The organism is Blautia sp. MCC283 (assembly GCF_018785565.1).
Taxonomy (GTDB): domain Bacteria; phylum Bacillota; class Clostridia; order Lachnospirales; family Lachnospiraceae; genus Blautia_A.
In genome coordinates, this window is record NZ_WQQB01000013.1 from 91895 (window position 1) to 105351 (window position 13457).

Genomic DNA, 13457 nt, shown 5'->3' on the forward strand with positions numbered 1-13457 from the left:
AAAAATGCGGTATCTGTTTAAAGGATACCGCATTTTTTGTTCAGCTTGTTTAACCAAATCAAGTAAGTAGCGAAGCGGATTGCGAATATCCGCTTGACTCTATACGAAGTTATTCTTTGCCTTTCATGGTTTACATAATGTTTTTACAGTAAACTTTAAAACGAAATTTATTCTTCACCTTCTGCCAGGAATTCCTGGGCATCAAGAATCTTTCCGTCTCTCCAGATTCTCTCCAGATCATAAAACAGTCTGTTCTCTTCGTCAAAGATATGGATGATCATATCGCCATAATCCATAAGAACCCAGCTGGAGTTTCTGGTTCCCTCGATTTGTTTTGCCTCATATCCGGCACGGCCAAGCATCTCATCTGCGTTGTCAACCATTGCCTGTACCTGATTCTGGTTGGAAGCACTTGCGAGCACAAAATAATCTGCGATTACGGAAACCTCATGGATATCAATGATCTTGATATCTTTTGCTTTTTTATCATCCAGTGCCTTGCAGGCGATCCGGACCATCTCTTTTTCGATACTCATAGAATTTTAATCCTCCTGTCTGTTGGCTGCATCCTGCATTTTTCTGTCATGGAGGTCTTTATAATAAACATAAGCATCCCTGGTCGTACTGTCGATCTCCTTGGGATTTTCCTCCAGATATTCCAGTGTATCTTTCAAAATCTCATACATACACTCATCCAGATCTTCAAAAGCGATCTTTCGAACTTTTGGAAGATTCGGGGCTTTGTCACGCATTGGTTCGATATAATCTGAGATATATACAATCTTCTCAAGAAGACTCATTCCCGGTCTTCCTGTCGTATGATACGTGATCGCTGTCAGGATCTCTTCATCTTTAATGTCATATTTACTGCTGGCCACATAAGCCCCCAGTTTTGCGTGAAGAAGAAATGGATGATCCTTTTCAAAATCTGATACCGGAATATCATGCTGGCTGCACAGTTTCAGTTTCTTTTTATTAGGAATGCACTTTGCACTGTCATGAAGAAGACCAGCAGCCTGTGCATCCTCCAGATCATAACCATAAACCATGGCAAGTGCGGCACAGGTGTACATAACTCCCATCGTATGCTCAAATCTGGCTTCATCCAGATATTTGGAAAGTTTCTTTTTTATCTTGATAAAATCATATTTTCCCATCTGAATCATTTCCTTTATATATATCGTTTTTCTCAATATAGGAAATCACAGGCTGAGGAACATAGTAGCGGAGACTCTGTCCACTTTTATGCCAGGAACGGAGAAGCTCGCTGGAAACATCAATATTCATCGTATCCAATCGGATAAAATTCCCGCTGTACTTCTGTGCCAGAAGTTCCATCTGCTGATCAAGCTCCTTTAACGGGGTATGATCTCTGGTTGCTACTACCAGCACTGCTTCCTGACAGATGCGTCCCGGTTCCCTCCAGGTATCAAAATTATAAAGGGAATCCGCACCGATAATAAAATAATATTCTGTATCCGGATTCGCTGCATTCAACTGTTCCAACGTCCGGTAAGTATACGTATAGCCTTCCTCATGCATCTCGATCAGAGACAGCTCAAAATGAGGATTGTCCTTTATGGCAAGACGGACCATTTCCGCACGTTGTTCATCGGTAGCCCGGCCTTTCCGGTTTCGTTTATGCGGTGGATTTCCACAGGGCATAAACAAAACCTTATCAAGTCCCAGCTGTTCATAGGCTTTTTCTCCCAGGATCAGATGCCCCATATGAATGGGATCAAAAGTGCCGCCCATGATTCCTATTTTTTTTACTTTTTTGCTCAATTATGACCTCCCGAAATTACGGAAGAATGATCTTTTTCTTATCCTTTTTACCTTCTCTGTAGAGAACGATCTTTTTACCGATCACCTGTACTACCTGAGATCTTGTTCTCTCTGCAAGGACCTGTGCCATTTCACGTGGGTCTTCCAGACAGTTCTGAAGAACACTGATCTTGATCAGCTCTCTTGCTGCAAGAGCTTCCTCAACAGCAGCAGTATTTTCAGGAGTAAGACCTCCCTTGCCAAGCTGAAGGATTGGATCCATGGTCATGGCAAGGCCTTTTAAATATGCTCTCTGCTTACTTGTCATTTGTCATACCTCTTATTTATAATAATCAAAATCAAAGCCATACATACGAACTGTGTCGCCTTCCTGGATACCTGCTTTTTCCAGTTCTTCCAGAATGCCGCCTTCTTTTAGGAATCTCTGGAAGAACGCAAATCCCTTCTCAGAATCCAGATTTGTATAGCCAAGCATTTTTTCAATCTTAGGACCTTCCACAAGAAAGACTTCCGGATCTTCTTCACTGCGTTCCACAGTAAACGGAAGATTCTCATTTACCAGAACATCTTCAGGGAAGAATTCCTGTTCAAACACAACCGGTTTCATAGGACTCTTGTCCAGAAGCTCTTTCACATGGAAAAGAAGCTCTCTGACACCCTGTCCGGTAACTGCTGAAATCGGATATACAGAAATACCCTGCGGTTCAAATTCTGCTTTCAGCCGGTCGATGGGGTTTTCTTCTCCATCGTCGAAAATACAGTCGATCTTGTTGGCTGCGATCACCTGCGGTCTTGCCGCGATTTCCGGATTGTAAGCTTCCAGCTCTTTATTGATCTTGTGGATATCTTCTACCGGATCACGACCTTCTACGGAAGCTGCATCTACAATGTGGATGATAACTCGTGTACGCTCAATATGACGGAGGAATTCATGTCCAAGTCCCACACCTTCCGATGCACCCTCGATCAGTCCCGGGATATCTGCGATAACAAAACCGCCGTTATCCGTATCTACAACGCCAAGATTCGGGCTTAATGTTGTAAAGTGATAGTTGGCGATCTTCGGCTGTGCATTGGTCACACGGGAAAGGAAAGTGGATTTACCAACATTCGGGAATCCTACCAGACCAACATCAGCGATCACTTTGAGCTCAAGGAGAACTTCAAGCTCCTGAGCCGGCTGTCCTGGCTGTGCGTATTTCGGTACCTGCATAGTAGCTGTTGCGTAGTGCTGATTGCCTTTTCCGCCACGGCCGCCCTTTAACACGATCTGTCTGCGGTTCTCACCGGACATATCCGCAATGACCTTGCCGGATTCCGCATCCATGATGACCGTTCCTTCCGGAACTTTCAGGACAACATCTTTGCCATCGGCGCCATGACAGCGTTTTTTACCGCCCTCCTGGCCATCCTCAGCTTTATATTTTCTTCTGTGTCTGTAGTCTCCGAGAGTATTCTGCCCCTCGTCGATCTCAAAAATCACATCACCGCCACGACCGCCATCGCCGCCGTCCGGGCCACCATTCGGCACATACAGCTCACGGCGGAAGCTTACATGTCCGTCGCCGCCTTTACCGGAGCGGATAATGATCCTTGCTCTATCTGCAAACATATTACACCTCTATTCCAAAAAAAGGCTCCAAACCGGATCGATTTGAAGCCTTTTACCTATTTCATTACTCTGCGTCTACAGGAACGATAGAAACCTGTTTCTTATCGCGACCTTTTCTTGTGAATCTTACGACTCCGTCTGTAAGTGCAAATAAAGTATAGTCTTTACCGCAGCCTACGTTTTCACCTGGGTGAATCTTGGTTCCGCGCTGTCTGTAAAGAATGTTTCCGGCTTTTACAAACTGTCCGTCTGCTCTTTTCGCACCTAATCTCTTAGACTCGGAATCACGACCGTTCTTTGTAGAACCAACTCCCTTTTTATGTGCGAATAACTGAAGGTTCATCTTCATCATTGTTGTTACACCTCCTTGACTTTTACTGTCAAATATCGATTGTTATAACTACCAGCAATTTCCGTCAGACCGAGAAGTAAGGAATCCATAAGGAGCATCCCCCGTTCAGAAAGATCATTTCTGAAATGAATGGAAACAAATCCATCCTTTTCCTGCACATCAAATTTATCATCTGTAAACTTCTCAAGAGAATTTACAGTGGTAATAATCAGTGCAGACACAGCAGCACAGACAATATCCTGTCCAGCTTCCGCATAACCGGCATGTCCCTTCGAAATAAATTCTACGTAAGATCCGTTTTTCTTTCTGACTTTAATTGTAATCATGATGACACCAGATTAACCGTTAATCTTTTCGATCTTAACTTTGGTGTACTGCTGTCTGTGTCCGTTTTTCTTGTGATATCCAGTTTTGCGTTTGTATTTGTAAACGATGACCTTGCGATTCTTACCGTTTTCAACTACAGAAGCGGTAACACTGGCATCTTTTACATCTTCGCCAACTTTTAATCCGTCATTGCTAACTGCGATTACGTTGTCAAATGTTACGGTTTCACCAGCTTCTACACCGAGCTTTTCAACTTTAATTACGTCACCCTCGGCAACCTTGTACTGTTTACCACCTGTTGCAATAATTGCGTACATCTGTGGCACCTCCTAATTATTTACTCGCCAAATTCGGTGGCTTCTGTCTTAAAACTGAAGCTCTTTAACCTCTTTGTGCGGCATACTCGATTATCATAACAGCGACTTACTGTTCTGTCAATAGTTTTTTTGACATTTTTATTATTTTTTTGCAATTTCCTGGATATCTTCAATCACAGGGCGTCTTACTTTCTTTCTGGTCATTTCCAGGATGTGTAATGGCGTGATATCAATGGCCCGGCTCTTTATCGGATCCTTTCTGAGAAGCTTCTGTAAAACATGGAAGAGTTCATCTCTGTGATCCGGGTTTTCCATATTGATAAAATCGATCAGGATAATGCCTGAAAGATTCCGAAGCCGTAATTGCCGGCTGATCTCCGCTGCAGCTTCCAGATTGATCTTACGGAAAGTTTCTTCCATTTTCTTCTTTCCGGTATATTTTCCGCTGTTTACATCAATCGATACAAAAGCCTCCGTCTGCTGGATCACCAGAAAACCACCGCTATTCAGCCATACCTTTTCCTTCTGGATCGTATCCAGTGCCGTTTCCACACGATACAACTTATAAAGAGGAAGTAGTTTATCCTGATAAAAACGAAGCTTTTCTTTAAGCTCTGGACTGATCTCTTCCAGATATCCCTGGATCACTTCCCTGATCTCGGGCACATCGGTGATGATCTCATCCAGATCACGGCCATAGGCATCCCGTACAGCCGCCACATAAAATGGTTCGGTCTCCAGAACAAGGCTGAAGCAGGTACGGTTCCGTCCCTGAACCAAAGCTTTATGGTAACGGCCCTTCAGCCATTCCAGTTCCTTCAGGATTTCTTCTTTGGAAGCATCTGCGGCATTGGTACGGACAATGATCCCGAATTCTTTATCCGGGCGGTCTGCTTCTTCTTTCAGCCATCCGCTGAGACGATGACGGTCTTCCTGTGTCAGTTTGGAAGACAGGCCAAATTTTTTATCTCCTGTGGTAAGAACAAGATATCTTCCTGTAAAATTCAGATTAGACGTCAGTGCAGGAAGTTTTCCCTTCATGGCATCCCTGCTCACCTGGACCAGAAGTTCATCTCCCGGCCGCAATGGTCCGTTTCCTTTTCTTCCTGCGGAAAAAACAGCTCTCTGCGCTTCCGCAAGGGGATAGTAACATCTCTTTCCAGGTCCGATCTGGACAAAAGCCGCCTGGATATTGGATGCGATATTTTCAACCTGTCCGGTATAGATATTTCCAAGAATGGATTTTTCCTGATCGGATTCCAGCCGGACCTCCACAATCCGTTCCTCTTCAATAAGAGCCGCAACTGTACACGGAACATCATGGATCTCCATCCTTGTTATGATCAGTTTACTCAATTTCCTCACCTAATGATTCCAGCGTTACAAAACGCGGGCTTGCATTTTCTCCCTGGTCTGCATACATTTCCAGACGTTTCACTGTAAAGGCAAATTCCGGAAGTTCTTCTCCCAGCCATTTGAAGAATGTATTTGTTACCAGTTCTGGTTTCGTGTAATTGGAACTTGCAGATGCCAGCATATAAAAGAAGCCCTTCTCCCTTACTTCCATTTTATAGATATTCGGTCGAAGATCGATTTCCTTTTCACTGCGCTTGGTCTGCTTGGTCACTTTGATCTCCGGCTGTGCCAGAAATTCTTCCACTCGGCTTTTCCATTCAATAGAAGGCTCCCTGCCCAGCCGGAACTCCACAAGGTAATCTGCTGCTGCCACCAGCGCCATCGCTTTACCAGCTTTTCCATCCTCTACCTTGCGGACACTTACGATATGCATCCCCTCTGCCATCTGTTCATCCAGACGAGCCGCAATCTCAGACGTAGCCATATCTTCTGCCATCTCCAAGTCAAAATAATCTCCCAGGCTTTCCATTCCAACTCCAAGAGGAACTGCAAAAGACATGATCATATGGGGACTGTATCCTCCCGAAAAAGCCACTGGAAGCTCTGCACGGCGTATCGCTTTCTGGAAATAACGCATGGTATCCAGATGTCCCACAAACTTCATAGGACCCTCTTTACTGAATTTAATTCTTACCTTCAAGGCAGACACCTCCTTTAAATTTCATAGCTCCACATGCAGAACATTTCTGACGGCAGTTTTCTGTCACAACACCCTCTTTTGCACGCTGCCATTCACGCTCCAGGAATTTACGGCTGACACCAGTATCAATGAAATCCCATGGAAGGATCTCATCCAGGCTTCTTTCACGAAGTGTGTAGAATGTCATATCCACGCCACATTCAGCCATAGCTTCTTTCCAGATACCATAATCAAAATTTTCTGTCCATGCATCATAGAGAGCACCTTTTTCATAAGCTTTCAGGATCACATCTGCACATCGTCTGTCACCTCGTGCCAGGAATCCCTCCAGTGCTGTTACATCCGGCTCATGCCAGTTGTAACGGATGCTTCTCTGGTTCAGCTGTGCACGGATCTCACTCTTAACCACTTTGGCTTTTTCCACAAAATCCTGCTCTGTATACATCGGTGCCCACTGGAATGGTGTAAACGGTTTCGGTACAAAGAAGGAGGTGCTGACATTGATCTGTACTTTGCCCTTCCTCTGTTCTTTCGGAACCACTTCATAATAGGTTTCTGCGATCTTCTGAGCTAGATGTGCGATTCCCTTCATATCGTCTTCTGTTTCTGTTGGAAGGCCAAGCATAAAATAAAGTTTTACCTGATTCCAGCCGCCTTTAAACGCCTCGCCAGCGCCATGGAGGATTACTTCCTCTGTCAGTCCTTTGTTAATAACATCACGAAGTCTCTGTGAACCTGCCTCCGGTGCAAAAGTCAGGCTGCTTTTCTTTACATCCTGCACTTTGCTCATAACATCCAACGCAAAGGCATCGATCCTGAGGGACGGAAGAGAAATATTTATCGCTTTTCCATGAAACTCCTCGATCAGAAAATTCACCAGTTCTTTCAACTGAGAATAGTCACTGGAACTTAAAGAACTGAGGGAAATCTCTTCGTGTCCTGTATTTTTCAGCATGACCCGTGCGGATTCTTTCAGAGTTTCAACATCACGTTCACGGGTAGGACGGTAGATCATTCCTGCCTGGCAGAAACGACATCCACGGATGCATCCTCGCTGGATTTCCAGAGTCACACGATCCTGTGTAGCCTTGATATGTGGAACAACCGGTGCCTCCACTGCACGATATTCTTTTTCCATATCTATGATCAGCTGTTTCTGGACTTTTTCCGGAACACCTTCCTCAGTTGGTACAAAAGACGCAATCGTGCCGTCTTCTTTATAGGTAACCTCATAAAGAGATGGAACATAAATTCCCGGAATCTTAGCTGCTGCCAGAAGGAAATCTCTCCTGCTGCCCCCGGCCTTCTTATTGGCCTTATAAGCATCAAAAAGAGCATCGTAAACCGTCTCGCCCTCTCCAATATAAAACAGGTCAAAAAACGGCGCCAACGGCTCCGGATTATACGCACAGGCACCACCACCGATCACAATCGGGAAATCCTCACCACGGTCCGCACTTTTCAGCGGAATCCCGCTGAGATCCAGTACCTGGAGGATATTGGTATAACACATTTCATAACCAAGAGTGATCCCAAGGAAATCAAAATCACGGATCGGCTCCTGGGACTCCAGTGCAAATAACGGGATATTCTGTTCTCTCATCACCTTATCCAGATCCGGCCATGGAGAAAAAAGGCGCTCACACCATACGTCCTCACGCTGGTTGAACATGTTGTAGAGGATCATCATGCCGAGATTTGACATGCCGATCTCATAGACATCCGGGAAGCACATGGCAACTCTAATGTCAATTTTAGACAGGTCTTTCATTACGGAATTGACTTCGCCACCGATATAACGGGCTGCTTTGTCAACTTTTAGCAATATTTCATCATTTAATGCTAATTTTCTCATAGTTTTCCTTTCGCTAGTTGTGCATATTGTACAAGATAATCGAATTAGTAAGCAGTCTGTACAATATATAACTCATATTAAATAATACGTCATTTTACCTGCTGAAAACCCTCTAAAAAAAGGCCGTTCAGGGCGTTTGGTCAAAAAATGGGTTTTCTGCAAATACTCGACAATAAATATCACGTTTTGTGAAAAGCCAGTATTTATAAGGTTTTTTCCGGTCCATACAGCACGAAAAAACAATTCCTGTCAGAGAACAATTTCCTCAAAAACCAAGTGTCATGTAGGGTGAAAATTTGACATATATCTTCTGCTATTATAAACGCATCAACAGGTAAATTCAAGATTATATGTCATAATACCCTGTTACATCCGGCATATCCAGTGAATGAGTATTTTCAGATTCAGGAATGACTTCGTCCACAAACGGCTGCATCATAGAAGCAAGATTAATCACTTTCATTTTCGATTTTACATAAATCTCTTTTGTAAAATCAGAGCTATAATGCCCAAGGCTGGTTGAAATTGCTTTCATACTCACATGATACTGGGAAAGTATTGTAGCATATGTGGTTCGTAGTTTTCTCCATTCAATAAAGCGGAACCCACATTTTTTTACAACTCTTTTATATGGTTTGTCTTTAAAACTTCTGTTCCATGGCAGACCATTGTCCTGGCATATAAGATATCCAAGATCATGGAAATCGTCTCCCAGATACTCTTTTAGTTCATCATAATGTCTGCGTTGAAGAATGATTTCATCAATTACAAAGTCGGCTAACGGCACTTCTCTGACGCTGTTATGAGTTTTGGTACGTTTTTCCTGCGTTAATAAGCTCTGTCCTGGGACACCGTCATTTGTAATCGTGCGTCCCAACTGGCTTTCCACATAAAGCTTGTTGTTCATAAAATCAATGTTTTGATACTTGACAGCAATCGTTTCTGAAATTCTCAATCCAGTTGTAACAGCAAGCAGCATAGCCATAAAGATATGCGGTTCTTCTGTTTTGCAGGTATATAAAAGCATGGATACCTGTTCTACAGAATAGACGTTTGAACGGTCTGCTAATTTCTTCTGAAATTCCTTTTTCTGCTTTTTGGCATACTCTCTTCTGGTTCCTCTTTTTTGGGCTTTATGAAGAGTGATTGCAGAATCCACGAGGTTATTGGAAACATAACCGTTTATTCGGGCATACTTAAACGAACCAGATAATACTCCGTAAGCAACTCTCAGCATATCAGGAGACTTAATAGTATCAAGTCCCCTGATAAAGTCATCACTTTTTAAATCGCAGAGGTATTTATTACCGATTGCCTTAATCAAGTAATTATAGATGATATTTCGGTAAGACATAAACGTGTTATATGCAATATCCTTTGTGTCAATCATATAATAATACAGCCAGTAATCAAAAAACTCTTTTACTGTATAATCATATGGAAAAAATTCCTGGTTGTATAACTGTGCTATTACAATTTCCCTTGCCTTGGAAGCCTCGCCCTTGGTATCAAATCCCCCTTTTTGGTAATCCGCCTGATCTCCAGATTCAAAGGTAAACGTTACCCTGTAACAGTATTTTTTTCTTGACTTCAGGTATACGATACTGTCATTAAATTTCCATGAAATAATCTTTCCATAAAAGAATGTTTCCCTCACGTCCGGACGTGTTATTTCTTTTACATGCATTATTTTCCACCTCCACTGTTTGTCAGGGCGATGGCAGGATCCATGGTATGAGATATAGTTGCCTTGATCTGATCTTGGGCATCCATAATACCGCAGTAAATATCAAAGGTTGTATTAATATTTTTGTGTCCGAGTACTTCCGAAATCTTCTCCAGAGGAATGTTCATCTCAATTAATGCAGTTGCACACATGTGTCTTAGTGTGTGCATGGAAATGTGAGGCAGATTACAGGATTTGGTAATAGCATTAATTCCTGTATTAAGTGTTGCATCACTTTTTATCCGCCCATACATTCCAAGGCAGACATAATCCTTGAAGTCACGATTTCCAGTCTTTGCAATGATACGTTCATTTTCTTCCCTGCGGATTTTTAATTCCTCAAAAATAACAGATGGAACTACGAGGCACCGGTTACTGTTTAAGGTTTTCGGCGGTTTGAAGGTCCTTTCAGAAGAATAAACTTTTACTTGTTTGTCATTGCCGGATTCTTTACTTTCGTAATGATAATCCCTGGTATACTGCCGCTGTATTGTAAGGGTTCGTGATTTTTTGTGAAAATCGGAATATTTGAGACCTAAGATTTCACCCGTTCTCAGCCCACATACCAAAGCAAGCAGTATTTCAAAATAACAAGTATGATAAACCTTAGCGGTACGAATAAAAGAGCTTATTTGCTCTTTTGTGTATAGATCCATTTTTTTTCTGCCTGAATAACAAGATTTTATTCCCAGAAGAACTTTTGGCGATATGAAACCACTCTTTTCTGCCTCTTTTAAAATGACGCGCAGAACCTTATAAGTCATCTCGCCGGAACTGTTGCTGTACTTTTTACATTCGGAAAGCAAATCATTTACAAAAGTGTCTGTCAGCATACTCAATAGAACATCTCTGCGGATTTTGGGCAGTATGATTTTGTAAATCACCCAGAAATACTTTAACTGGTTGCTGCTGTCTGTAAATTCTGTCAGGTAGTGTTCATGCCAGTACTGCAGATATTCTGCAAAAGTATAGGAGTTTTGGGTAAGATTCTTGATACGGGAAATTGCTTTCCTGTAAATCTCCTCTGAAATAAGATAGCTTTTGGATGCTTCCTCTTTTGACGGGAATCCGGCTTTAATGTCATACTCAATTGCGTATGTCTTTGCATTGATTTTCTTTTCAATATGGTTCCATGAACCATTTTTTTCAAATACATTATAATCTGTCAATGATACTTGCATTGTGATCCTCCTTTAAAGTAACACAGAATGCCCCCTTCATTGACAAGTTAACTTTATCACGCAGTAACATTCTGTGTCAATATGATGTATCATTAAACAATAATATGTTACGTGTTCCCTTCCATCCAGTCATCAAACGGTTTCTTTGGAATGCGGTAAAGTTTTCCAAGTTTGATAACTTTGAACGGGCTCTGTGTCTTGTAGGCTTCCTTTACCAGTTCATATGCCCTGGTCCTTCCGATGCCGAGAAGTTCCTGTAAATCATCCATATCATACAGTTTGGATCCTTTCATCTGAGTCTTCTCCTTTCTTTTGGTGATGTAAATAATATGTTCGATTGGAAAGATTTTTTCTGAAATATGTGCTAATAATTTTGGTGAAATCAATTTCTTTCTTGTTTACAGAGTAAGAACACATATTAAATACGACAAAAATAATTTTGATGAAAAGGAGAAAGAAACTATGGCTTACAAGAAACTAAAAATAATATGTGATGCGGATGATGTACTGTTATCCTGTAATGAATATGCCCTGCAGCTTCTGGGGCAGACTACAGGCCAGTATTACAATATATCCGATATTACAAAATGGGGAGAATTGGGAAATGAGCTGGATGACAGGATGCAGTTTTTCAATTATGCAGAATTTTATAAAAAACAGCCTGCTCTTCCAGGCGCGAAAGAATTCCTGGCATCTTTAATGGAAAAAGCAGAAGTGTTTATAGCCACTGCGGTATATCCAGAATTCATGGGCGAACGTATTCAGAGGATTATGACGCTGTTTCCGGAATTCCCGGTAGATCATATTATCATGGGAAAGAGGAAAGATTTGTTTCATGCAGATATTATGCTGGATGACGGGATACATAACCTGTTGGAATCAAACTGTAGTCTCCCAGTACTCTTCCGGCAGCCCTGGAACCAGAATGCGTCAGGTATCTGCTGTGTGGATGATTATGCAGATTTTTTGACACTGGTGGATTTTATGAATGGTAACAAAGCAAATATATCCAGGATACCTAAAATACTGTGTATAGTAGGGCCTTCCGGCAGCAGAAAGCGGGATCTGGCAGCGGCACTTTGTGAAGCAGATAAGCGTATGGAACTGATTAAAACCTGTACTACAGCAAAGGGACGTAAACATAATGCGGAAACGGTTTCTGCTACTTTTTTCGATCTCCTGTTCCGGCGGATGGAATTTATTGAAACGACATGGTATTGTGGTGAACAATATGGTACAAAGAAAAGAGATATCGACCAGGCTCTTGCACAGAATCATTATCCGGTTATTGTTATGGATATTTCAGGATGCTTAAGTGTTTATAATGCGTATCCCAGACAATGCGAAATCATATATGCCGACCGTGACAAACGGGACTGTATCATGTCTATTATACAGAAGCCGGCATTAAGAAGGGAACAGGTTGCTGACAGGATCGTCTCTTTTGAATTTGAAGAAAAGAACAAAGTGCTTGCAGATCATATTGTTTCTGTTGGAGATGGAAGCCTGGAAAATGAAGTTGCAGATATTCTTTCCTACTTGAAGCTGTAGAAACAAAAGGCCGGTTTCCGGTCTTTTTGTTTTTTGACAAAAAAATTTTTTTCGTACATATTATTTATAGGACATCTGAGTTTTGGAGGACTTTTTAATATGAAATGGAAACTGGCGGCATGCCGTATTAATAAAGGGTTAAAACAAAAAGAAGTTGCAGAGCTTATGCATACTTCTAATACAACGATTGTAAACCATGAGACGGGAAAGGTTAAACCAACAATTGCTCAATTAAAAATGTATTCAGAAATATATGGGATACCCGAAACGGACATTGATTGTGAAATTCGAAAATAGACAAAAGGAACAGAAAAAATTTTTTCCGCCAGCGGAACAGAAAAATGGGTGTTATGGCAGAAGGGACGCATTATACACAAAAAGAGACCCTGTTTCAGGCCTCTTTGCTACTGATTACTGGTCCTTACAAATTAACGTTATTCTCAATCGTTTTCTGTGGTACCGTTGGTTTACCGTGTTGCAGATGTTTGGGCAGGCTCTGGGAATGGAGCTTTCTTAAAGCCATGCGGGGAGGGGACTCCTCTCCTTCTTACTCTGGTATTTTATACTGTATTGTAATGTTTAATAATTTTCTGTTACACAAAAAATGAACAAAATTCATAGTTGTGAAAGCACTAGGGGATAAATAAAAGAAGGGCGATCCGTCCTTCTTTTATTTATCTTAAATATTGGAAATA

Annotated in this window: 16 protein-coding genes; 2 read left to right on the forward strand and 14 right to left on the reverse strand. The window is 41.9% G+C overall.

All coding sequences use genetic code 11. The features are described 5' to 3' along the window. Positions 1-167: 167 nt before the first annotated feature. The 14 genes from rsfS to GPK81_RS04160 all read right to left on the reverse strand — a co-directional run bounded on the left by rsfS (position 168) and on the right by GPK81_RS04160 (position 11504). On the reverse strand, positions 168-536 hold the full coding sequence (rsfS, locus tag GPK81_RS04095; RefSeq protein ID WP_215706583.1) for a ribosome silencing factor: 369 nt from the start codon (positions 534-536) through the stop codon (positions 168-170). A 6-nt stretch (positions 537-542) separates the two neighbouring features. After that, positions 543-1157 (reverse strand): bis(5'-nucleosyl)-tetraphosphatase (symmetrical) YqeK, encoded by a 615-nt coding sequence (gene yqeK, locus GPK81_RS04100; RefSeq protein WP_021978044.1) that lies wholly within the window; start codon positions 1155-1157, stop codon positions 543-545. Beyond that, on the reverse strand, positions 1144-1785 hold the full coding sequence (nadD, locus tag GPK81_RS04105; RefSeq protein WP_148446960.1) for a nicotinate-nucleotide adenylyltransferase: 642 nt from the start codon (positions 1783-1785) through the stop codon (positions 1144-1146). The genes yqeK and nadD overlap by 14 nt, the downstream gene beginning before the upstream one ends. A gap of 16 nt (positions 1786-1801) precedes the next feature. After that, positions 1802-2092, reverse strand: a complete 291-nt coding sequence (gene yhbY, locus GPK81_RS04110) for a ribosome assembly RNA-binding protein YhbY (protein ID WP_021978046.1) — start codon at positions 2090-2092, stop codon at positions 1802-1804. 12 nt (positions 2093-2104) lie between these two features. Next, positions 2105-3397, reverse strand: a complete 1293-nt coding sequence (gene obgE / locus GPK81_RS04115; RefSeq protein WP_021978047.1) for a GTPase ObgE — start codon at positions 3395-3397, stop codon at positions 2105-2107. Between the two features lie 64 nt (positions 3398-3461). Further along, entirely contained in the window at positions 3462-3749 is a 288-nt protein-coding gene (gene rpmA / locus GPK81_RS04120) for a 50S ribosomal protein L27 (RefSeq protein ID WP_015525168.1), read from the reverse strand. 5 nt (positions 3750-3754) lie between these two features. After that, a complete protein-coding gene (locus GPK81_RS04125; RefSeq protein WP_021978048.1) occupies positions 3755-4075 on the reverse strand; it encodes a ribosomal-processing cysteine protease Prp in 321 nt (106 codons plus the stop codon). Positions 4076-4087: 12 nt separating this feature from the next. Then, a complete protein-coding gene (rplU, locus tag GPK81_RS04130; protein WP_015525170.1) occupies positions 4088-4393 on the reverse strand; it encodes a 50S ribosomal protein L21 in 306 nt (101 codons plus the stop codon). Positions 4394-4534: 141 nt separating this feature from the next. Next, positions 4535-5758 carry a ribonuclease E/G gene (locus GPK81_RS04135; protein ID WP_334300534.1) on the reverse strand — a complete coding sequence of 408 codons (1224 nt, stop codon included), beginning with the start codon at positions 5756-5758 and terminating at the stop codon, positions 4535-4537. Next, on the reverse strand, positions 5742-6458 hold the full coding sequence (locus GPK81_RS04140) for a TIGR03936 family radical SAM-associated protein (protein ID WP_334292213.1): 717 nt from the start codon (positions 6456-6458) through the stop codon (positions 5742-5744). The genes GPK81_RS04135 and GPK81_RS04140 overlap by 17 nt, the downstream gene beginning before the upstream one ends. Further along, positions 6433-8304, reverse strand: coding sequence for a TIGR03960 family B12-binding radical SAM protein (locus GPK81_RS04145; protein ID WP_215706585.1), 1872 nt, complete (start codon positions 8302-8304; stop codon positions 6433-6435). Before GPK81_RS04145 ends, GPK81_RS04140 begins: the two co-directional genes overlap by 26 nt. 346 nt (positions 8305-8650) lie before the next feature. Continuing rightward, complete coding sequence (locus tag GPK81_RS04150; RefSeq protein ID WP_215706586.1) at positions 8651-9991, reverse strand: site-specific integrase; 1341 nt, start codon at positions 9989-9991, stop codon at positions 8651-8653. Next, positions 9991-11211, reverse strand: coding sequence for a site-specific integrase (locus tag GPK81_RS04155; RefSeq protein WP_215706587.1), 1221 nt, complete (start codon positions 11209-11211; stop codon positions 9991-9993). The genes GPK81_RS04150 and GPK81_RS04155 overlap by 1 nt, the downstream gene beginning before the upstream one ends. A 107-nt stretch (positions 11212-11318) precedes the next feature. Then, the gene (locus tag GPK81_RS04160; RefSeq protein WP_215706588.1) at positions 11319-11504 is read right to left on the reverse strand and encodes a helix-turn-helix domain-containing protein; all 186 of its coding nucleotides are present in this window, start codon (positions 11502-11504) and stop codon (positions 11319-11321) included. 169 nt (positions 11505-11673) lie between these two features. On the opposite strand from GPK81_RS04160, the gene GPK81_RS04165 reads away from it, so the two are divergent. Next, on the forward strand, positions 11674-12762 hold the full coding sequence (locus GPK81_RS04165) for a 5' nucleotidase, NT5C type (RefSeq protein WP_215706589.1): 1089 nt from the start codon (positions 11674-11676) through the stop codon (positions 12760-12762). A gap of 99 nt (positions 12763-12861) precedes the next feature. Then, positions 12862-13059 carry a helix-turn-helix transcriptional regulator gene (locus GPK81_RS04170; RefSeq protein ID WP_215706590.1) on the forward strand — a complete coding sequence of 66 codons (198 nt, stop codon included), beginning with the start codon at positions 12862-12864 and terminating at the stop codon, positions 13057-13059. The last annotated feature ends 398 nt before the right edge of the window (positions 13060-13457 follow it).

Coding starts and splice junctions, on each gene's coding strand:
- rsfS (WP_215706583.1), bottom strand. CDS start 536: ATGAGTATCGAAAAAGAGATGGTCCGGATCGCCTGCAAGGCACTGGAT.
- yqeK (WP_021978044.1), bottom strand. CDS start 1,157: ATGGGAAAATATGATTTTATCAAGATAAAAAAGAAACTTTCCAAATAT.
- yhbY (WP_021978046.1), bottom strand. CDS start 2,092: ATGACAAGTAAGCAGAGAGCATATTTAAAAGGCCTTGCCATGACCATG.
- obgE (WP_021978047.1), bottom strand. CDS start 3,397: ATGTTTGCAGATAGAGCAAGGATCATTATCCGCTCCGGTAAAGGCGGC.
- rpmA (WP_015525168.1), bottom strand. CDS start 3,749: ATGATGAAGATGAACCTTCAGTTATTCGCACATAAAAAGGGAGTTGGT.
- GPK81_RS04125 (WP_021978048.1), bottom strand. CDS start 4,075: ATGATTACAATTAAAGTCAGAAAGAAAAACGGATCTTACGTAGAATTT.
- rplU (WP_015525170.1), bottom strand. CDS start 4,393: ATGTACGCAATTATTGCAACAGGTGGTAAACAGTACAAGGTTGCCGAG.
- GPK81_RS04145 (WP_215706585.1), bottom strand. CDS start 8,304: ATGAGAAAATTAGCATTAAATGATGAAATATTGCTAAAAGTTGACAAA.
- GPK81_RS04150 (WP_215706586.1), bottom strand. CDS start 9,991: ATGCATGTAAAAGAAATAACACGTCCGGACGTGAGGGAAACATTCTTT.
- GPK81_RS04155 (WP_215706587.1), bottom strand. CDS start 11,211: ATGCAAGTATCATTGACAGATTATAATGTATTTGAAAAAAATGGTTCA.
- GPK81_RS04160 (WP_215706588.1), bottom strand. CDS start 11,504: ATGAAAGGATCCAAACTGTATGATATGGATGATTTACAGGAACTTCTC.
- GPK81_RS04165 (WP_215706589.1), top strand. CDS start 11,674: ATGGCTTACAAGAAACTAAAAATAATATGTGATGCGGATGATGTACTG.
- GPK81_RS04170 (WP_215706590.1), top strand. CDS start 12,862: ATGAAATGGAAACTGGCGGCATGCCGTATTAATAAAGGGTTAAAACAA.